This is a genomic window from Kribbella soli, from assembly GCF_004331345.1.
Classification (GTDB): Bacteria; Actinomycetota; Actinomycetes; order Propionibacteriales; family Kribbellaceae; genus Kribbella; species Kribbella soli.
On the sequence record NZ_SJJZ01000003.1, the window covers coordinates 660,621 to 679,513 of the forward strand.

The following is an 18,893-nucleotide window of genomic DNA, read 5'->3' on the forward strand; positions in this document are numbered from 1 at the left end:
GGATCAGGACTCGACGCGCTTCTTGAGGCCCTTGAGAGCCGTGTCGATGATGACCTTCTCGGCCTTCCGCTTGAGCATGCCGATCATCGGGATCGCCACATCCACAGCCAGCCGGTACGTCACCTCGGTCCCCTCAGCTCCCAGATCCTTCAGGACGTACGCGCCGTCCATCCCCTTCACCATCTTCGCCTCGACCAGCGTCCAGGTCACCTCGTTGCGGGACCAGACGTAGGCCAGCGTGTACTCGTCGGAGATCGCCCCGGCGTCCACCTTGAACCGCACCTTGTTCGGCCGGCCGGCCTCGTCGGTGGACAGCACCTCGGTCTCCCGCATCGAGTCGGCCCATTCCGGGTACGCCGCGAAGTCCGCGATCACCGCCATGATCTCTTTGGGGGTCGCGTTCACCTGGATGGTCGAGGTGGTCTGTTCCGCCATCGATTCACCTCTTCGCTTTGCCCGGGGTCTGCGGGACGACCGGACCCCCCGATGGATCCGTGTCCTCACCGGAGACTATCGCGGGATCGGATCCGGTACGGCGTTCGCCCGCCGCGCGTCCGTCCTCGACCTCGTCCTTGAACGCCCACAGCCGCTCCCGGTACGCCGCGACGTACCGCTCCTTCAGGCGCTCGACCGCGCGGCCGCGGACGGGCTTCGCAGGGTCGACCCGGAGGTACCAGTGCACGACGACCCCGTCCCGGACGGCCTCCAGCCACCATTCCGCCGTACCGATCGCAGCGCCGGTGACCGCCCACCGGACCCCCTCGCGACCGCGCCGCTCGGACGGCGTCAGCGTGAGGTCCGGCCACCACTCACGCCACAGGGTGTCCGAACCGAGTCGCTCGGCGACGTAGGCTGGATCAGCAACGACCAGGTCGTCGCAACTGATGTCGAGCAATGGCATGCCGAGAACCTAGTTCCTTCGGTCACATAAACCTGGCTACTTGTGGGTAGGTGACTGTAGCGTGCGCCGGAAGTCGACAATTCGGGACCGACTGAGGAGACGCGGATGCGTGAGTACACCGTTCCTGCTGTGACAGAACCGCCCACCGGGAGCCTGAGCGACGCGGTGTGGGCGAACGCGTCCTCTCATCCTGACACCGCGGTGTTCAGCCGCCGTACGGGGTCGGCATGGACCGATGTCACCGCGGCGGAGTTCGCGCAGCAGGTGACAGGCGTCGCGAAGGGCCTGATCGCGGCCGGTGTGAAGCACGGTGAGCGGGTCGCCTTGCTCAGCCCGACACGGTACGAGTGGACCCTGATCGACTACGCGATCTGGAGCATCGGCGCGGTCACCGTGCCGATCTACGAGACCTCCTCGACCTCGCAGATCCAGTGGATCCTGACCGACTCCGAGGCGATCGTCGCCGTCGTCGAGAACGCGACCCACGGCGCGGTCGTCGAGTCCTCCCGGGCCGAGGCGCCCGCGCTGCAGGAGATCTGGCAGATCGAGGCCGGCGCCGTCGACCAGCTGACCGCACTCGGCCAGGACGTCACCGACGCCGAGTTCGACAAACGCCGCTCCGCGGTCACGCCTTCCGACCTCGCGACCCTCATCTACACCTCCGGCACGACGGGACGCCCGAAGGGCTGCAAGATCAGCCACTCGAACTTCCTCGACGAGCTCGGTCCGGCGGTGAAGATCCTCGACGACCTCTTCGACACCACCGGTGCGAGCACCTTGCTGTTCCTGCCGCTGGCGCACGTGTTCGCCCGGATCATCCAGGTCGGCTGCGTGATGAAGCGGGTCAAGGTCGGGCACAGCGCCGACGTGAAGAACCTGGTCGAGGACCTCGGCGCGTTCCGGCCGACGTTCATCCTGAGCGTGCCGCGGGTGTTCGAGAAGGTGTTCAACTCGGCCAGCCAGAAGGCGCACGCCGACGGCAAGGGCAAGATCTTCGACGCCGCCGCGGAGACCGCGATCGCGTACTCGCAGGCGCAGGACAAGGGCGGCGCGTCGTTCGGGCTGAAGGCCAAGCACCTGCTCTTCGACCGTCTCGTCTTCGGCAAGCTGCGGGCGGTGCTCGGCGGGCAGGTGCAGTACGCCGTCTCCGGTGGCGCTCCCCTCGGCGACAAGCTCGGTCACTTCTTCCGCGGGATCGGCGTACCGGTCCTGGAGGGCTACGGCCTGACCGAGACCACCGCCGCGGTGTCGGTGAACCTGCCCGACGACATCCGCATCGGCACCGTGGGCCGGCCGCTTCCTGGTGTGACGGTCGGTGTCGCGGACGACCGTGAGCTGCTGTTCAAGGGCGGCCAGGTGATGCAGGGCTACTGGAAGAGCGACGAGGCGACCGCGAACGCGATCGACGCGGACGGCTGGTTCCACACCGGCGACCTGGGCGAGTTCGACGTCGACGGGTTCATCAAGATCACCGGCCGGAAGAAGGAGATCCTGGTGACGGCAGGCGGGAAGAACGTCGCGCCGACGATGCTCGAGGACCAGATCCGGCTGCACCCGCTGGTCAGCCAGTGCATGGTCGTCGGCGACGGCAAGCCGTTCATCGCGGCGCTGATCACGATCGACGCGGAGAACATCGTTCCGTGGGCGACCGAGCGCGGGAAGCCGACCGACCCGGCGGCGCTGACCCGGGACGCCGACCTGATCGCCGAGGTGCAGAAGGCGATCGACGACGCGAACACCTCGGTCTCGCACGCCGAGGCGATCAAGAAGTTCTCGATCCTCCCGATCGACTGGACCCAGGAGACCGGCGAGCTGTCGCTGAAGCTCTCGCTGCGCCGGCACATCGTGATGGAGAAGCACGGCACCGACGTCGAGGCGCTGTACGCGAAGTAGGTAGGTCGTAGCCCGGCATCACCCGAATGGCTGATGCCGGGACTGTCCCGTCGGGCGATGTGGGCGCCGTACGCCGTCCGCGAGGCTTTGGGTATGACCAGTACTTCTCCCATCGTCGAAGTCAGCAACCTGCGCAAGGCGTACGGCGTGCGGACCGTTGTCGACGAGGTGTCGTTCAGTGTCGACGAGGGCGAGATCTTCGGGATCCTCGGGCCGAACGGCGCCGGTAAGACCACCACCGTCGAGTGCGTCGAGGGCCTGCGCGTCCCCGACGGCGGACGGGTCCGGGTCGCCGGGCTCGACCCGGTCGCCGATCATGCCGCCGTCACGCAGGTGCTCGGCGCGCAACTGCAGGAGAGCGAACTGCAGGCCAAGCTCACGGTCCGCGAAGCCCTCGAGCTGTACGCCGCCCTGTACCCGAACCCGGCGGACTGGCGGCCGCTCGCCGAGCGACTCGGCCTGACCGGTCGCCTGAACACCCGGTTCGGCGTCCTCAGTGGTGGCCAGAAGCAACGACTGTTCATCGCGCTCGCGCTGATCGGCAACCCGCGCGTCGTCGTACTGGACGAGCTGACCACCGGTCTCGACCCGCGCGCCCGCCGGGACACCTGGGAGATCGTCGAGGACGTTCGCGACCGCGGCGTCACCGTCCTGCTGGTCACGCACTTCATGGAGGAAGCGCAGCGCCTGTGCGACCGGATCGCCTTGATCGACAAGGGCCGGATCACCGCGCTCGACACTCCGCAGGGACTGATCAGCCGGACCGCGGGCTCGACGATCATCTCGTTCACCCCGTCGGCACCGCTCGACGACGCGGACGTGGCCGCGCTGCCGGCGCTCGCGTCCGTCGAGAACAAGGACGGCCGGATCACCCTCGGCGGATCCGACGAGACCGTGACGGCGCTGCTGTCGCTGCTCGCCCGGCACCGCATCACCGCCCACCAGCTCCGCGTCACCGACGCCACCCTCGACGACGCCTTCCTCGACCTCACGGGAGCCACCCAATGAGCACGATCGCGGCGGTACGCCGTACCTCGCCACGGACCGCCGTACTGCGGGCCGAGGCGCGACTGTTCCGCCGGGAGGCGGGCACCCTGTTCTGGATGCTCGGCTTCCCGCCGCTGCTGCTGGTGATCCTCGGGTCGATCCGGAGTTTCCGGAAGTTCGACGCGGGGCTCGGGATGCGGGTCATCGACGTGTACGTGCCGACCCTGGTTCTGGTCGCGCTGATCGTCACCGGTCTGCAGGCGATGCCGCCGGTGATCACCGGCTACCGCGAACGCGGCATCCTGCGCCGGATGTCCTTGACGCCGGTCCGGCCGTCCGCGCTGCTCACCGCCCAGATGGGGCTGAACGGCGCCGCGGGCGTGCTGTCGGCGCTGGTCTGCCTGACGATCGGGCGCCTCGCGTTCGACGTCCAGCTGCCGAAGCAGGCCGTCGGCTACGCGCTGGCGTTCCTGCTCACGGTCACCGCCGCGCTGGCACTCGGCGCGCTGATCTCGGCGCTCGCTCCGACCGCACGGCTCGCGACCGGCATCGGCATGGTGGTGTTCTTCCCATGCCTGTTCTCCGCCGGTCTGTGGGCTCCGGTTCAGTCGATGCCGCACACACTGCGGGAGATCGTCGTACTCCTGCCGTTCGGTGCCGCCTCCCAGGCACTCGAGCAGGCCGCGGCCGGGCACTGGCCGGCCTGGTCCCATCTCGGCGTGCTGACCGCGTGGGCGGTGGTCCTGACGGCCGCGGCCGCACGATGGTTCCGGTGGGAGTAGGACGTTCGTGCAGACTGGGCAGGTGACGACGGCCGACAGCGAGCTCGAACGGCGCCAGGCGGCCTTCCAGCGCTGGGCGCCGTACTTCCTGCTCGGCCTCGGCACTTTCCTGGCGTCGATCACCTCAGGGACGCTGATGCCGTTCACCGGCGAGCGGCTCGTGGCACTGGTGCTGGTGCCGACCGCGCTGGTGATGCTGGTGTGGTGGGACTGGAGCGGCCGCCTGCACCGCGGTCCGAACGCCGTGTCGGTGACGTACTACGTGGTGCGCTGGGCGATCGCGTTCGTGCTGACGGTCCTGAACGGGTTCTTCGCGTTCTTCGTGGTGGCCGGCTACTACGACGCCGACGAACTGATTCCCGGCCGGAAACGGCAACGGCTCGCGCTGTTCGCCTGCTCGATCCCGATCGCCGGTGCGCAGACCGGCGGCATGCCGTTCCGCGACCGGGCCGGCTGGCTGGTGTTCGGCGGCCTCCTGATCGCGAACAACGTGCTGCTGACCGTGGTGAAGCACTTCGCGGAGCAGCAGGAGGCGCGGTCGCAGGCCCGGGCCGCCACCATCACCGAGCTCGAGCAGGCGCACGAGGAGAACGCCGCGCTGCAGGCCCAACTCCTTGTGCAGGCAAGGGAAGCGGGCATCGCGGACGAGCGGCGCCGGCTGGCCGCGGAGATCCACGACACCATCGCGCAGGGGCTGACCGGCATCATCGCGCAGCTCCAGGTCGCCGCCAACGCTGCCAACGCGTCCGACCCGGCAACCGTCAAGGAGCACGTCGGCCGCGCGACCGATCTGGCCCGGCACAGCCTCGGCGAGGCGCGCCGCTCGGTGCAGAACCTGGCTCCGGCGGGCCTGTCGTACGACGGTCTCCCGGAGGCGCTCCGCAAGACCGTCAACCAGTGGTCCGAGCGGACCGGCGTACCCGCCGAGTTCACCCTGACCGGGACGGCGCAGCACCTGCACGGCGAGTTCTCGGCGACCGTCCTGCGGATCACGCAGGAGGCGCTGGCGAACGTGTCGAAGCACGCCGCCGCGACCCGCGTCGGCGTGACCCTCAGCTTCATGGACGACGAGGTGACGGTGGATATTCGCGACGACGGCAAGGGCTTCGATCCGCTGGCTCTGTCTGCCCGCACCGGCACCGGCGGCTTCGGCCTCGACGGCATGCGGGCCCGCGCCGAACGCATCGCCGGTTCCCTGACAGTCGAGTCCGAGCCTGGCCTCGGTACGGCGGTGTCGGCTCGCATACCGTTGGTGCTCCATGGCTGAGATCTCATTGCTCCTCGTCGACGATCACCCGGTGGTCCGCAACGGGCTGCGTGGCATGTTCGAGTCCACGCCCGGGTTCACCGTGCTCGCGGAGGCGTCGAACGGCGTCGAGGCGGTCGAGCTGGCCGCGGACCTGAGCCCGGACGTGATCCTGATGGACCTCCGGATGCCAGGTGGCGGCGGGCTCGACGCGATCACCGAGCTGGCTCGCCGCGGCATCGGTTCGAAGGTGCTGGTCCTGACGACCTGGGACACCGACACCGACACGCTGCCGGCGATCGAGGCGGGCGCCACCGGCTACCTGCTCAAGGACGCGCCGCAGGACGAGTTGTTCAACGCCGTCCGCCAGGCTGCGGCCGGCCGCACGGTGCTCTCCCCCGCGGTCGCCTCGCGGCTGGTGTCGGCGGTCCGCTCACCGGCGCCGAGTCCGTTGGCCGCGCGCGAACGGCAGGTCCTGGAGCTGGTCGCGAAGGGTACGTCGAACCGCGACATCGCCCGCGAGCTGTTCATCAGCGAGGCCACGGTGAAGACGCATCTCAGCCACGTCTTCACCAAACTCGGCGTCACCGACCGTGCCGCAGCCGTTGCCAAAGGCTACGAGCAGGGAATTCTCGGTCGCGACTGACGAACTCCGAGGTCTGGCCGGGCGCGGGTTCTCGGCATAATCTCGGCTCAGGCAGGCGCCGCGGGGGTGCCGGCCGCGACGCCGGTATCCGGGGGGATTCGGTCACAGGACTGAGGGATTCACTGCGTTTCGACCTGGGGGTCTCCTGACGTTCCGTGCTGCCTCCTTCCGCGACGGCGTTCCGTCTCTCTGGAGGCCCGCGCATGAGGTCACCGCATCACCGACGAGGTCATCGTCGTACCACCACTCGAAGGGTCACGGCCGGTGTGTCCGCCGGTCTGCTGGTCGCTGCGCTGCTGCCCGCGATGACCGCGTCAGCCGCAGATCCGTCCCCCACCGCGCCGAACGGCCGGCCCTGGACCGCTACGCCCCTGACCGTCGCCAGTACGGTCAACGGCGCCAAGTCACCCAGCGGGCAGCTCGCGCAGAGCGACCCTGCGCTGGTGAACAGCACGTCCCCCAAGCAGGTCCGCGTGGTCGTCAAGCTCGACTACGACTCGCTGGCGGCGTACCGCGGCGGGATCAAAGGCCTGCCCGGCACCAGCCCGTCCGTCACCGGCAAGCGCCTCGACGTGAAGGGCGCGAACGCCACGAAGTACCTGAAGCACGTGGCCACGCTGGAGAACAACTTCCTCACCGCGATGCAGTCGAAGGTCCCGAGCGCGAGGGCCGGCCAGCGGCTTCGCACCGTGTACGGCGGAATCGCGCTCAGCGTGCCGGCGAACCAGGCCCGCGACCTGCTGAAGCTGCCCGGTGTGGCCGCGGTCCAGCAGGACAACCCGCAGCAGTTGCTCACCGATTCCAGCGGCGCCTTCATCGGTGCTCCGACGATCTACAACCAGCTCGGTGGCTCGGCCAACTCCGGTAAGGGCGTCATCGTCGGCGTCCTCGACACCGGCGCGTGGCCGGAGCACCCGTCCTTCGCCGACCCGGGCGGTCTGCCCGCACCACCGCCGACCGCCGATGCGACACCGCGCGTGTGCGACTTCGGCGACAACCCGCTGACACCTGCGGTCGACGTGTTCAACTGCACCAACAAGCTGATCGGCGGCCGGCCGTTCCTCGACACCTACAACGCGGTGATCGGCGGCGACACCTACCCGGACAGCGCGCGTGACTCCAACGGTCACGGCACGCACACCGCCTCGACATCGGCCGGTGCCGCGGTCGCGCACGCGAACCCGCTGGGCATCGACCGCGGCGCGATCGCCGGGATGGCACCGGCGGCGGCCGTGTCGGTCTACAAGGTCTGCGGCGCCGAGGGCTGCTTCCCGAGCGACTCGGCCGCGGCCGTCGCACGGGCCATCCTCGACGGCGTCCGGGTGATCAACTTCTCGATCTCCGGCGGCAGCGACCCGTACAGCGACCCGGTCGAACTCGCCTTCCTGGACGCGTACGCCGCGGGCGTGTTCGTCTCCGCCTCGGCCGGCAACTCCGGCCCGGGTGCGAACACCACCGACCACCGCAGCCCGTGGGTCACCACGGTTGCGGCGTCCACCCAGAGCCGCACCTTCCGCTCGACGGTCACGCTGGCCGCTGGTAGTGCGACCGCCACGGTCTCCGGCGCGTCGATCACCGCGGGCATCGGCTCGCCGCTGCCCGTCGTACTCGCAGGGACCACCCCCGGGTACACCGACGCGACCTGCAACACACCGGCATCAGCAGGAGTGTTCACCGGCAAGATCGTCGCCTGTCAATTCACCCCCGGCCGGGTGATGAAGGGCTTCAACATCAAGCAGGGCGGCGCGGCCGGCATGCTGATGTACAACTCAACGGCTCCGTCCGACGTCTTCACCGACAACCACTGGCTGCCGGCCGTACAGCTCGAGAAGCCCGACGCCGACGCGCTGCTGGCCTTCCTCACAGCGCACCCAGGGACCACCACCGCAACGTTCACACAAGGCACCAAGACCACCTGGCAGGGCGACGTGATGACGTCGTTCTCGTCACGCGGCCCCGGTGGCGACTTCCTCAAACCCGATGTCACCGCACCCGGCCTGCACATCCTGGCCGGACAGACGCCGACACCCGAGTCCCCGGCCGAAGGCCCGCCCGGGAACCTGTACCAGGTGATCGCCGGTACATCGATGTCGTCGCCGCACGTGGCCGGCTCCGCCGCGCTGGTCCTCGCCCTGCACCCGTCCTGGACGCCCGGCCAGATCAAGTCGGCGCTCGAGACGACCGCGAAGACGACCGTCAAGAAGCCGGATCGCACCACCCAGGCCGACCCGTTCGACTACGGCGGCGGGCGGATCGACCTCACCAAGGCCGGCGACCCCGGTCTGACCATGGACGAGACCGCGGCGAACTACGCGTCCGCGGCCACCGACGCGCTGAACCGGATCGATCTGAACCTGCCGTCGGTGAACGCACCGACCATGCCGGGCCTGATCACCGCCAAGCGGACGGTCACCAACGTCACCAACCAGACACTCACCTTCAAGGCCACCGGTACGACGGTCAACGGCGCGAACATCACCGTGCTCCCGCCCGCGTTCCAGGTGAAGCCGGGTAAGTCGCAGAAGCTGACGATCGCGATCACGGCACCCGACGTACCCGACGGCCAGTACTTCGGCCAGGTCAACCTCACGCAGGTCGGCGGCAGCCGGGCCCTGCACCTGCCGGTGGCGTTCTTCCGCCAGGAGGGCATCGTCCCGATCGACCAGACCTGTACGCCGTCCACCATCGCGCGGAACACCGGTCAGTCGACCTGCACGGTGACCGTGCAGAACAACAGCCTGCGGACCACGAACGTGACGGCGGTCAGCACGCTGAGCTCGCAACTGCGGCTGAACAGCGTCACCGGCGCGACCCAGGTCGGCCCGCAGATCGCAACCAAGACGGCCACGCTCGCCGGGCGCCAGCCCGACAGCCCGGTCATCTCGCCGGGATCGCTGGCCGGGTACCTCCCGCTCGACGCGTTCGGCATCGCCCCGATCCCGGTCGGGGACGAACAGGCACTGAACTTCAACGTTCCGGCGTTCCAGTACGCCGGGCAGACGTACACCCGGGTCGGGGTGACGTCCAACGGCTACACGGTCGTCGGCGGCACCAGCTCGAGTGACGACGTCCAGTTCCTGCCGCAGAACCTGCCGGACCCGGCGCGTCCGAACAACGTGCTCGCGTCGTACTGGACCGATCTCGACGGCACCGGAACGCCAGGCATCTTCGCCGGCACGCTCACCGACGGGGTGTCCGATTGGCTCGTCCTCGAGTGGCGGGTGAACCTGTTCGGCACGAACAGCATGAAGGTGTTCCAGCAGTGGATCGGCCTCAACGGTGCCGAGGACATCACCTACGCCTACGACCCGGGCAACCTGCCCGGCAGTCCGCCGGCGGGGTACGGCCTGACGGTGGGTGCGGAGAACTTCGAGGGTACGGCCGGGAGCCAGATCGTCGGTCCGCCGGTGACTGACTACCGGATCACGAGTACGCCGGGAGCGCCGGGTGGCTCGATGACGTACTCGATGAACATCAAGGGTGTGCAGAAGGGCACCGGGTCGGTGACGACCGGGACCTCGACGCCACTCGTCAAGGGCGTGACGATCGAGGTCGACAAGATCATCGTCAACTAGCGCGTCGGCTGGCCGGGCCGGGTCCCGCGGGGTCCGGCCGGCCAGCTCCGCGTCACCGGTTAGCGGCGGGGTACGGGAGAGGGATGAAGCCCTCCCCAAAACCTCAAGTGGCCAGCTCCGTCCGCCGGCCGGCGGACGTGAGCGGGCCGTTCGTGTGCAGCTGGAGCGCGGTCGGTGCGTGCGCCGTGGTCCGGGTCGCCGGAGCGATCGACGTCGGCACCCTGCCCACCTTCGCCAATGAGCTCCAGCATGTGATCACCACCAAACTTCCGCGCCTGGTCGTCGACCTTCGCCGGGTCACCCGGATGGAGGCGGCGGGGCTCGACGTTCTCGCCGACGCGCACGACCTCGCCGTCGAGCACGGCGGCTGGCTCCGTGCGTCCGGCGCCGGCCAGTGGCTGGGCGATCTGCTCCGGGCCACCCGGACCGTCCGGCCGCTCGACCACTACCCGAACCTCGCCGACGCGCTGCCGTCGTACCGGCCGGGCATCGCCTCGGGGCCCTGACCCGGTCGCAGCACGTCCGGCATCACCCGATTGGGCTGATGCCGGACGTGCGGTACCTGTCAGGTCTTCGAGCCGGACAGAGCGATACCTTGCACGATCTGGCGCTGGGCGATGATGAATATCAGCAGCATCGGCAGCGCCGCCATGGTCGTGGCCGCCATCAGGCTCGTCCAATCGGAGGAGTAGGCGCCCTTGAACTGGTTGACCACGAGCGGAATCGTGAAGTTCCGATCGCTGTTCAGGAAGATCAGCGGAGAGAAGAACGAGTTCCACTGTCCGAGGAACACAAAGATGCCGAGGGCCACGAGTGGGGTACGCAGCAGCGGCAGGATGATGGTGGTGAAGATCCGGACCCGCCCCGCGCCGTCGATCGAGGCAGCTTCCTCCAGCTCCAGCGGAATGCCGCGGACATATTGGCGGAGGAGGAAGACGCCGAAGGCGTTGAACAACGCAGGCGGGACGATCAGCGCCAGGTGGGTGTCGATCCAGCGGAGCTGCCCCATGATGACGTACAGCGGGATCACGGTCAGCTGGAACGGAACCATCATGGTGGCCAGGAAGATGCCGAAGATCACTTTCCGCCCCGGAAAACGGATCCGCGCGAAGGCGTAGGCGGCCATCGAGCAGGTGATCAGGGTGAGGACCGTGACCAGGCCGGCGATATAGACACTGTTGAGGTACGCGCGCGCGAAGTCGGCGCCCTGCCAAGCGGTGACGAAGTTCTGCGGCTGCCAGACCTTCGGCAGCAGCTTCGGCGGCTGGGCGAAGATCTCGTCCAGCGGCTTCAGCGCCGAGAACAGCATCCACAGGAACGGCACGAACATCACCAGCGAGCCCGCGACCAGAAGCAGGTGCAGCGGGATCCAGGACGGCTTGAACCGCCCCCCGCTCAGCCCATGAGAAGCATTCTTTCGACGCGCCGACTCGAGGCCCCGCGCGTCGATCTCGCCTGATGAGGAAGTCATTCGGTGTAATGCACCCATCTCTTCTGAGCAAGAAACTGGAGGCCGGTCAGGGCCAGCAGGACGAGGAACAGGTACACCGCGATGGCCGCGGCGAACCCGAACTTGAACTCACGGAAGGCGATGTTCACGATGTCGTACACGATCGTGTGGGCGTTCGCCGGCGCTGTGGTGTCGAAGAAGAAGTAGATGTAGTCGAACACCTGGAAGGACCCGATGATCGAGGTGATCGACAGGAACAGGATGGTCGGCGAGAGCAGCGGCACGGTGATCTTGCGCAGCTTCTGCCATTCCGAGGCGCCGTCGATGTCGGCGGCCTCCATCAGGGTGGGCGAGATGCTCTGCAGACCGGCGACGAACATCACGATCATGTAGCCGAGGCCCTGCCAGATCGACACCAGGACGATCGCAGGGATCGCCGTCCCCGGATCCTGCAGCCAGTCAGGTGGGTTGGGCACCCCGAGCGACTTCAGCAGGGAGCTGATGGGACTGATCTCGGGGTTCAGCAGCCAGAGCCAGATCGCGCCCACCGCGACGGTCGACGTGACCTGCGGCGCGAAGAAGAAGATCCGGTAGAACGGCGTCAATCGACCCGCCTTCTGAATGAAGAACGCGAAGAAGAAGCCGGTGATCAGCAGTCCGGGGACCTGGAGGGCGGTGAACCACGCGGTGTTCAGCCAGGACTGCCGCAGCTGGTCGTTCTGCCAGACACCGATGAAGTTCTGCAGCCCGACGAACGTGCGCGAACCCAAACCGTCCCAGCTCGAGAACGACAGCACGATGGCGAAGACCAGGGGACCCACCATGAAGGCGATCAGGCCGATGAGCTGCGGGGTGAGAAAGGCGTACCCCCACAGCGCTTCGGTCCGCCGTCTGCGCTTCACATCGGATGCGAGCGCCATGTCTCACTTCCCGTTGTTGATGAACTTGCAGATCTTGTCGGCCCACACCTTCGCGTTGTCGCCGGCCTTGATCGACTTGTCCATCTCGGTGCCGAGGTTGGCTCCGACCTCCGCCTTGGACGCGATGGCCGACGGGATGGCGTAGCCCGACTTGGCGGTGTCCGTGAACCAGGCACAGTGCTCGGGCAGCTTGTTCTCCATCACGACCTCGTCCAGTCCCGCGACGGCCGGCACGGCGTTGCCTCCGCCGGAGAGCCGGGCCTTCTGACCGTCCTTGCTGACGAACCGGGTGGCGAAGTACATCGCGGCTTCGGGGTCCTTGGCCTTGGCGTTCACGGCCATGGCCGCTGTGTAGACGATCACCGGCGGTACGGTCTTCCCGTCGGCGGACGCGAACGGCGCGATGTCGTAGCCGAACTTCAGCTTCTTGAGGTTCGGGAGGATCCAGCGTCCCACCTGGCAGCTGGCGAGCTGCTGACTGTAGAACAAGGCGTCGATGGCCTGCCCCTTCGGCAGCGACCCGCCGTAGGTGATGTTGCCGTTGGCCATTCCCTCCCAGAGCCACTCGAGGGTCTCCATCGACTTCGCGTCCTCGTTGAAGATCATCTTGTCGCCGTCGACGACCTTGCCTCCGAACGCCGTCATCCAGCTGAGCATGGGGCCGAAGCCGCCTTCCAGCACCATGCCCCGCTTGCCGGTGGCCTTGATCTTGGTCAGGAAGTCGTCGAGGGCGTCTCGGTTCCAGCCGCCGGATTCGTGCAGTTGCGCGGGGTTCTGGGTGATGCCGGCGGCCGCGCACATGTCCTTGTTGAACCAGAACACGATCGGGTTGCAGTCGACGACCAGTCCGTAGGTGCCCGGGCTGCCGTCGGCAGGTTTGCACCAGCCCATCAGGTTCGGATACAGGTCGTCGATCTTGACGGGCGCGTCCGCCTTCGACGTGAACTCGGTGAAATCGGCGACCTTCTTGGACTGGATGAGCCGCTGCATGCCGGAGTCCTGCACGTAGAAGACGTCCGGAGCGCTGCTGCCGGCGAGCTGGGTGAGCAGCTTGGCGCCGTAGTCGCCGACGACCACCTGGAAGGTGACCTTGGTCCCGTGCGCGGCCTCGTAGTCCTTCGAGATCTGCCGGAACCGCTCGGCCTCGCCCGGGTTCGCCCACGAGGCCCAGGTCACGGTGCCGCCCGCGCCGCCCGCACCGCCGGCGCCGCCCTTGCCGGCGGCACTCGAGGTGCCCCCCGCGCTACCGCCGGCGCAGGCCGTGAGCAACGCGCTCGAGCCCACTCCGGCGATGGCCGCACTGGCCAGGAAACCACGACGTGTGATCGGTCGCCCCAAGGGCAATTCATTAATCGGCATCACAGTTCTCCTTCTCTTGGTTCGGTTTTCGGCAGACGGCCACACCGGCGAGGTCGGAGCTGAGAGCCGGCCCGGCGGCTCCTCGAAGAAGGCGGATATTAGCGGTAAAACTTAGGGACGTCAGGCAATTCCGTCAACACTTCGGAGCATTCAGTTTTACCGCTATAGTCCAGCCCGTGACGACATTTGAGATCCGCTCCGCCGATGGTCGTACCGTCCGCAGCGCAAGCCTGACCGGCCCCGGCACGCTGACCGAGCGCGCGGCTGCCGAGCCCGGTGTCCTGCGGTACGACGTGGTTGCCGACGTCGCTGCCGACGGTCCGGTGACGCTGCGCTGGACCTGGCCGGCCGAGGACGCGGTGACGCTCTGGAAGGCGGCCCAGGGATCACGCCGTAACCTCCCGACCGACTGGGGCTCGCACCGCGACCTCCGTTCCGTCCGCTCCGCACCCGTCGCCACGCTCGTCGATCCGCAGGACCGCAGCCTGGTGACCATCTCGTTGTCGTCGAACGTCCGGGGCTGCGACTTCGCCGTCGGGGTGAGCGAGGAGACCGCGGAACAGCTGATCGAGCTGACCGTGACGGATCTCGAGGGCGAAGGCTTCGCTCTGCGGATCGATCTGCGGGCGCAGCACTTCGCCGAGGCGTTGCGTGCCGTGACGGCGGAGTGGGCGGCCGAGCTGGGTGACCGGATCGCCGACGTACCGCCGGTCGCGCGACAGGCGATGTACTCGACCTGGTACAGCGACCACCAGCACGTCTCGGCCGAGTCCGTCGAGCGGCACGCCCGCGCGGGAGCGGCGTACGGCACCGAGGCGGTCATCGTCGACGACGGCTGGCAGACCGACGACACGCGGCGCGGGTACGCGTACTGCGGCGATTGGGAGCCGACCAGCCACAAGTTCCCCGACATGGCCGAGCATGTACGTCGCGTGCACGCGCTCGGCCAGCGGTACGTACTGTGGCTCGCGCCGCCGCTGATCGGTGTGCACTCGAAGGCCTGGGACAAGCTGAAGGACCTCACACTCGGCTTTGCCGACGGCGAGGTGACCGCCGTCCTCGACCCCCGCTATCCCGAGGTCCGCGAACACCTCCTGGAATGCTGCGTTCGTCCGGTGCGTGACTGGGGCGTCGACGGCCTGAAGATCGACTTCATCGATTCCTGGGCGCGGAGCAGCGTCCCTCCAGGACCGGGCGGTGACTGCTCCTCCGTCGACGAAGGCGTGGAGCGGTTCTTGCAGGCCGTCACCGACGAGCTACGGAAGCTGCGGCCCGACGTGCTGATCGAGTTCCGTCAGGACTACGTGCACCCGAGGCTCTGGCAGTTCGGCACGTTCCTGCGGGCCGGCGACTGTGCGCTCGACCCGGTGGAGAACCGTGTCCGCACGATCGACTGCCGACTGCTGGCCGGTGACCGCGCGGTGCACTCCGACATGCTGATGTGGCACCCGTCGGCGTCGGCGGAGAACGTCGCGCAGCACTTCATCGGTGCCTTGTTCAGTACGGCGCAGGTGTCGATGGAGTTGGACGCGCTGCCGCCCGAGCATGAGCAGGTGGTCCGGTACTGGCTCGGATTCCTGCGCGATCACGCCGACGCGCTGCTGCACGGCGTACTGCTGCCGTCGCGAACGGATGCGCGGTACACGCAGGTTCGCGCGGTCGGTGCGACGGAAACCGTGGTTGCCGTGTACGCGAATCCTGTCGTGCGGGTGCAGGAGTCGTGCACCGTCGTGGTGAACGGTGGCGCCGAGCGGCGACTGTACGTCGAAGGTGCGTGCGACCGGCTTGTCGACCTCGTAGTGTCTGACTGTTCGGGCCACGAGGTGCACCGAGAGACGACGACTCCGCCTGAGGTGTGGACGATCGACGTTCCGGTCGGTGGATCAGCCCGGATCGTGTGCGACTAAGGGGGAACGGTTGGCTGACGAGAAACCGCGGCGTACGACTGTCGCGGACGTCGCCCGATTGGCCGGGGTGTCGGCGATGACGGTGTCGAACGTGCTCAACGCGCCACACCGCGTAGCGGCACCGACAGTCCGGACCGTGCGCGCCGCGATCCAGGAACTCGGGTACATCCCGAACCACGCTGCCCGCGCGTTGTCGTCCGGACGCAGCCAGGTGATCGGCCTGCCGATGTCCTTCGAGGACGACCTCGTGGACGACGAGAACCCGGGCCTGGGCGGGTTCCTGCACAGCCTGCTCGGCGGTCTGGTCAAGGCGGCCGCGGTCTCGGGGTACGGCGTCCATGTTGTCGAGACCCCGGCCGACAGCGCGGCCGAGATCGTGCTGTACGAGAAGCTGATCGCGGCGCGGCAGGTCGACGCGATCGTCGTCCTGGAGACGATGCCGCACGACGAGCGGATCGAGTTCCTCAGCCGCCGGCGGTTCCCGTTCGTGGCGTTCGGGCGGACGGGGCCGGAGCATCGGCAGTGCTGGGTCGACGTGGACAACGAGTCGTCGATGGCCGGTGTCGCCGCGCATCTGCGGTCGACCGGCCGGGAGCGGGCGGTGTACCTGGCGACGGACAGCCCGCTGCCGTGGGTGCATCAGCGGCGGGACGGGTTCATCCGGGAGTTCCCGTCGACGGTAGACCGATCGTTCGGTTCGCTCGAGGCAGTCGCGGCGTACGTCGAGGAGCTGGATCCGCCAGACGTTTTCGTTGCGGACAACGACGCGTTCGCGGTGGTGGCGATGCGGACGCTGCAGCGGCGCGGGATCGCCGTCGGTCAGGACGTTGCGGTCACCGGGTTCAACGACTTCCCGTTCGCGAGCATGCTCGACACACCGCTCACGACCGCCCGGATCCCGCTGCGGGACATCGCCGCCTTCCTGTTCGACCGCGCCCTGCGAGAGATCAGCGGCGACCCGGACGAGCCGGGCAGACTCGTCACGGCGCCGCTGGTCATCCGCGCGAGTGCCTAAGGCCTGACGAGTACCTTGAGGGCGGTGCGGTCGTCCATCGTGCGGTAGCCGTCGGCCACGTCGGCGAGGGCGACCTCGCTGTCGAAGACCTTGCCTGGGTCGACGTTGCCCGCGAGGACGTCGGGAAGCAGGGTTTCGATGTAGGCGCGGGCCGGCGCCGGACCGCCGGTGAGGGTGATGTTGGGCAAGAAGAGGCTGGCGAACCCGATCGGGGCGTCGGTGTACTGCGGTACGCCGACACGGCTGATGACGCCGCCGGCCCGGACGACTCCGATCGCCTGGTCGTACGCGGGCCGATGACCGACAGCTTCGAGTACGACGTGCGTACCGTCGCCGCCGGTGAGGTCCCGTACGCGGGCGATCCCCTCGTCGCCGCGCTCGGCTACGACGTCTGTCGCGCCGTACTCGCGACCGAGGTCGGTGCGCGCGGTGTGGCGGCCCATGAGGATGATCTGCTCGGCGCCGAGGCGCTTCGCCGACAGGACGGCCATCAGACCGACGGCTCCGTCACCGATCACCGTCACGCTCGTACGCGGGTTGACGTTCGCCTTGATCGCCGCGTGGTAGCCGGTTCCGTACACGTCGGACAGCGTGAGCAGCGACGGGATCAGCGGTGAGGTCTCTTCGACCGGTACGGCGACAAGGGTGCCGTCCGCGAGCGGGACCCGGACGGCCTCGGCCTGGCCGCCGGCGACGTCGCCGGCGTTCCAGAAACCGCCGTGCCGGCAGGAGGTCTGCAGGCCCTCGCGGCAGAAGTCGCAGGTGCCGTCGGACCACGCGAACGGCGCGATCACGAAGTCGCCGGCCTTGACCGTGGTCACGTCGCTGCCGGTCTCTTCGACAACACCGACGAACTCGTGGCCCATCGATTTGCCGTCCGGCGTCGCCGCCAGGGAGTGGTATGGGTGCAGATCGGACCCGCAGACACAAGCCCGCACAACACGGACGATCGCGTCGGTCGGTTCCTTGATGATCGGGTCGGGCGCATCGACGACGCGAACGTCGCCGGCGCCGTACATATAGGTGGCTCGCATGAGTTTCCTTCGGTAGTTACTGCTTCTCGGTGTCGTCAGGGAGGAGGCGGAGGGTGCCGGCGGCGGCGAGCTGGCCGACGACGCTGCCGACGATCCGTGGGCCGTACCGGTCGTACTTCGTGTGGTAGGCCTTGTCGACCGCGCTGTGGACCTTGCTGTCCGGGACCTCGAAGACGACGTCGCGTTCGATGCCTCCGGCACGGATCCGGCCGCGGCCTCTGATCGTGGCGCGCCGGAACCACGGGTTGTCGGTGCCGTGGGCGGACCGGACGTAGAGATCGTCATCGGCACGCACCACCCAGATGGTCACGAACGGCCGAAGGGACCCGTCTGTGCGCCGGGAGCTGACCTGCAACTCGGTCGCCTGTCCGACCCGCTGCAGGTCCTGCTCGCTCCAGCCGCTCACTTCGCCGGCTCCGCGGCGCCGAAGACGTCCTTGGCGACGGTGATCGCCGACATGGCGCGCGGCCAGCCGGCGTAGAAGGCCAGGTGGATGATCGCCTCTTTGAGTTCGGTCTCGGTGAGGCCGTTGGTCTTGGCCCGGGCGAGGTGGCTGCGCAGTTGTTCGGTGCTGCCGTTGGTGATCAGCGCGGCGCAGGTGATCAGGCTCCGGTCCCGGGGGCTGAGTTCGGTGCGCGCCCAGATGTCGCCGAACAGCACCTCGTCGGTGAGCTCGACCAGCTTCGGCGCGAAGTCCCCGATCGCCCGCTGGGCGGGGGTTTGCTCGGTCATGACTGTGCCTTCTCGTAGTCGGTGTCGGTGACGTGTTCGCCCCAGGTCGTCTCCGGTACGTCGGGGTCGCCGGTGCCGTCCCAGATGGCCAAGTGGGTCATGAAGCAATCGACGGTCGCGCCGTGCCAGTGCCACTCCCCCGGTGGGGTGTGCACGGTGTCGCCGGGCCGCATCACGATCACCTGACCGTCCCGGGTACCGACCAGGCCGACGCCCTCGGTGACGTGCAGGGTCTGGCCCATGGCGTGCACATGCCAGGCGGTGTGAGCGCCGGGTGGGAAGTGCACCGCGTTCACCCGCGCGCGAGACGGCTCCTCACCGCGGTAGATCTGGTCGAACCAGACCTCGCCCACGAACCAGTCGCCCGGTCCTTTCCCGGTCGCGGGTTTCGTCAGTTTCTCCATGTGTGCCAGTGAACGGGCTGCCGCGTGCCCGCGGGAGTCACT

18 protein-coding genes are annotated in these 18,893 nt (G+C 68.2%); 9 read left to right on the forward strand and 9 right to left on the reverse strand.

The genetic code is table 11. The annotated features are described in order from the left end of the window. Positions 1–3: 3 nt before the first annotated feature. Together E0H45_RS26055 and E0H45_RS26060 are read right to left on the reverse strand one after the other, a co-directional pair. On the reverse strand, positions 4–435 hold the full coding sequence (locus E0H45_RS26055; RefSeq protein WP_131342091.1) for an SRPBCC family protein: 432 nt from the start codon (positions 433–435) through the stop codon (positions 4–6). Positions 436–439: 4 nt separating this feature from the next. Then, positions 440–901 (reverse strand): polyketide cyclase / dehydrase and lipid transport, encoded by a 462-nt coding sequence (locus E0H45_RS26060; protein ID WP_131342093.1) that lies wholly within the window; start codon positions 899–901, stop codon positions 440–442. Positions 902–1,006: 105 nt separating this feature from the next. Here E0H45_RS26060 and E0H45_RS26065 point away from each other — a divergent pair, with 105 nt between their 5' ends. The 7 genes from E0H45_RS26065 (at position 1,007) to E0H45_RS26095 (ending at position 10,536) form a co-directional block, all read left to right on the forward strand. Further along, a complete protein-coding gene (locus tag E0H45_RS26065) occupies positions 1,007–2,794 on the forward strand; it encodes an AMP-dependent synthetase/ligase (RefSeq protein WP_131342095.1) in 1,788 nt (595 codons plus the stop codon). A 93-nt stretch (positions 2,795–2,887) separates the two neighbouring features. Next, positions 2,888–3,802: an ABC transporter ATP-binding protein gene (locus E0H45_RS26070; RefSeq protein ID WP_131342097.1), complete on the forward strand. Its 915-nt coding sequence runs from the start codon at positions 2,888–2,890 to the stop codon at positions 3,800–3,802. Continuing rightward, positions 3,799–4,563, forward strand: a complete 765-nt coding sequence (locus E0H45_RS26075) for an ABC transporter permease (protein WP_131342099.1) — start codon at positions 3,799–3,801, stop codon at positions 4,561–4,563. The genes E0H45_RS26070 and E0H45_RS26075 overlap by 4 nt, the downstream gene beginning before the upstream one ends. A 22-nt stretch (positions 4,564–4,585) precedes the next feature. Beyond that, positions 4,586–5,830: a sensor histidine kinase gene (locus tag E0H45_RS26080; protein WP_131342101.1), complete on the forward strand. Its 1,245-nt coding sequence runs from the start codon at positions 4,586–4,588 to the stop codon at positions 5,828–5,830. Continuing rightward, positions 5,823–6,455: a response regulator gene (locus E0H45_RS26085; RefSeq protein ID WP_131342103.1), complete on the forward strand. Its 633-nt coding sequence runs from the start codon at positions 5,823–5,825 to the stop codon at positions 6,453–6,455. Before E0H45_RS26080 ends, E0H45_RS26085 begins: the two co-directional genes overlap by 8 nt. Positions 6,456–6,721: 266 nt before the next feature. Continuing rightward, positions 6,722–10,030 carry a S8 family serine peptidase gene (locus tag E0H45_RS43685; protein ID WP_272949004.1) on the forward strand — a complete coding sequence of 1,103 codons (3,309 nt, stop codon included), beginning with the start codon at positions 6,722–6,724 and terminating at the stop codon, positions 10,028–10,030. An 83-nt stretch (positions 10,031–10,113) separates the two neighbouring features. Next, positions 10,114–10,536 (forward strand): STAS domain-containing protein, encoded by a 423-nt coding sequence (locus E0H45_RS26095; RefSeq protein ID WP_131342107.1) that lies wholly within the window; start codon positions 10,114–10,116, stop codon positions 10,534–10,536. 59 nt (positions 10,537–10,595) lie between these two features. On the opposite strand, the gene E0H45_RS26100 is transcribed toward E0H45_RS26095, so the two are convergent. Genes E0H45_RS26100 through E0H45_RS26110 form a run of 3 tightly spaced genes read right to left on the reverse strand, consistent with a single transcriptional unit; the run spans position 10,596 to position 13,759 of the window. Then, positions 10,596–11,501, reverse strand: a complete 906-nt coding sequence (locus tag E0H45_RS26100; RefSeq protein WP_131342109.1) for a carbohydrate ABC transporter permease — start codon at positions 11,499–11,501, stop codon at positions 10,596–10,598. Further along, positions 11,498–12,400 (reverse strand): carbohydrate ABC transporter permease, encoded by a 903-nt coding sequence (locus tag E0H45_RS26105; protein ID WP_131342111.1) that lies wholly within the window; start codon positions 12,398–12,400, stop codon positions 11,498–11,500. The genes E0H45_RS26100 and E0H45_RS26105 overlap by 4 nt, the downstream gene beginning before the upstream one ends. Before the next feature lie 3 nt (positions 12,401–12,403). Next, the gene (locus E0H45_RS26110; RefSeq protein ID WP_131342113.1) at positions 12,404–13,759 is read right to left on the reverse strand and encodes an extracellular solute-binding protein; all 1,356 of its coding nucleotides are present in this window, start codon (positions 13,757–13,759) and stop codon (positions 12,404–12,406) included. Positions 13,760–13,935: 176 nt separating this feature from the next. Between E0H45_RS26110 and E0H45_RS26115 the strand changes: the two genes are divergently transcribed. Next, entirely contained in the window at positions 13,936–15,666 is a 1,731-nt protein-coding gene (locus E0H45_RS26115; RefSeq protein WP_131342115.1) for a glycoside hydrolase family 36 protein, read from the forward strand. Between the two features lie 10 nt (positions 15,667–15,676). Next, positions 15,677–16,681: a LacI family DNA-binding transcriptional regulator gene (locus tag E0H45_RS26120; protein WP_131342117.1), complete on the forward strand. Its 1,005-nt coding sequence runs from the start codon at positions 15,677–15,679 to the stop codon at positions 16,679–16,681. Here E0H45_RS26120 and E0H45_RS26125 read toward each other — a convergent pair. Genes E0H45_RS26125 through E0H45_RS26140 form a run of 4 tightly spaced genes read right to left on the reverse strand, consistent with a single transcriptional unit; the run spans position 16,678 to position 18,851 of the window. Then, positions 16,678–17,715, reverse strand: coding sequence for a zinc-binding dehydrogenase (locus E0H45_RS26125; protein ID WP_131342119.1), 1,038 nt, complete (start codon positions 17,713–17,715; stop codon positions 16,678–16,680). The genes E0H45_RS26120 and E0H45_RS26125 overlap by 4 nt on opposite strands. Positions 17,716–17,731: 16 nt before the next feature. Next, positions 17,732–18,121 carry a DUF2255 family protein gene (locus E0H45_RS26130; protein ID WP_131342121.1) on the reverse strand — a complete coding sequence of 130 codons (390 nt, stop codon included), beginning with the start codon at positions 18,119–18,121 and terminating at the stop codon, positions 17,732–17,734. Beyond that, positions 18,118–18,447 (reverse strand): carboxymuconolactone decarboxylase family protein, encoded by a 330-nt coding sequence (locus E0H45_RS26135; protein ID WP_131342123.1) that lies wholly within the window; start codon positions 18,445–18,447, stop codon positions 18,118–18,120. The genes E0H45_RS26130 and E0H45_RS26135 overlap by 4 nt, the downstream gene beginning before the upstream one ends. Then, a complete protein-coding gene (locus E0H45_RS26140) occupies positions 18,444–18,851 on the reverse strand; it encodes a (R)-mandelonitrile lyase (RefSeq protein ID WP_131342125.1) in 408 nt (135 codons plus the stop codon). The genes E0H45_RS26135 and E0H45_RS26140 overlap by 4 nt, the downstream gene beginning before the upstream one ends. Positions 18,852–18,893 lie beyond the last annotated feature (42 nt).

Coding starts and splice junctions, on each gene's coding strand:
- E0H45_RS26055 (WP_131342091.1), bottom strand. CDS start 435: ATGGCGGAACAGACCACCTCGACCATCCAGGTGAACGCGACCCCCAAA.
- E0H45_RS26060 (WP_131342093.1), bottom strand. CDS start 901: ATGCCATTGCTCGACATCAGTTGCGACGACCTGGTCGTTGCTGATCCA.
- E0H45_RS26065 (WP_131342095.1), top strand. CDS start 1,007: ATGCGTGAGTACACCGTTCCTGCTGTGACAGAACCGCCCACCGGGAGC.
- E0H45_RS26070 (WP_131342097.1), top strand. CDS start 2,888: ATGACCAGTACTTCTCCCATCGTCGAAGTCAGCAACCTGCGCAAGGCG.
- E0H45_RS26075 (WP_131342099.1), top strand. CDS start 3,799: ATGAGCACGATCGCGGCGGTACGCCGTACCTCGCCACGGACCGCCGTA.
- E0H45_RS26085 (WP_131342103.1), top strand. CDS start 5,823: ATGGCTGAGATCTCATTGCTCCTCGTCGACGATCACCCGGTGGTCCGC.
- E0H45_RS26095 (WP_131342107.1), top strand. CDS start 10,114: ATGAAGCCCTCCCCAAAACCTCAAGTGGCCAGCTCCGTCCGCCGGCCG.
- E0H45_RS26100 (WP_131342109.1), bottom strand. CDS start 11,501: ATGACTTCCTCATCAGGCGAGATCGACGCGCGGGGCCTCGAGTCGGCG.
- E0H45_RS26105 (WP_131342111.1), bottom strand. CDS start 12,400: ATGGCGCTCGCATCCGATGTGAAGCGCAGACGGCGGACCGAAGCGCTG.
- E0H45_RS26110 (WP_131342113.1), bottom strand. CDS start 13,759: ATGCCGATTAATGAATTGCCCTTGGGGCGACCGATCACACGTCGTGGT.
- E0H45_RS26125 (WP_131342119.1), bottom strand. CDS start 17,715: ATGCGAGCCACCTATATGTACGGCGCCGGCGACGTTCGCGTCGTCGAT.
- E0H45_RS26135 (WP_131342123.1), bottom strand. CDS start 18,447: ATGACCGAGCAAACCCCCGCCCAGCGGGCGATCGGGGACTTCGCGCCG.
- E0H45_RS26140 (WP_131342125.1), bottom strand. CDS start 18,851: ATGGAGAAACTGACGAAACCCGCGACCGGGAAAGGACCGGGCGACTGG.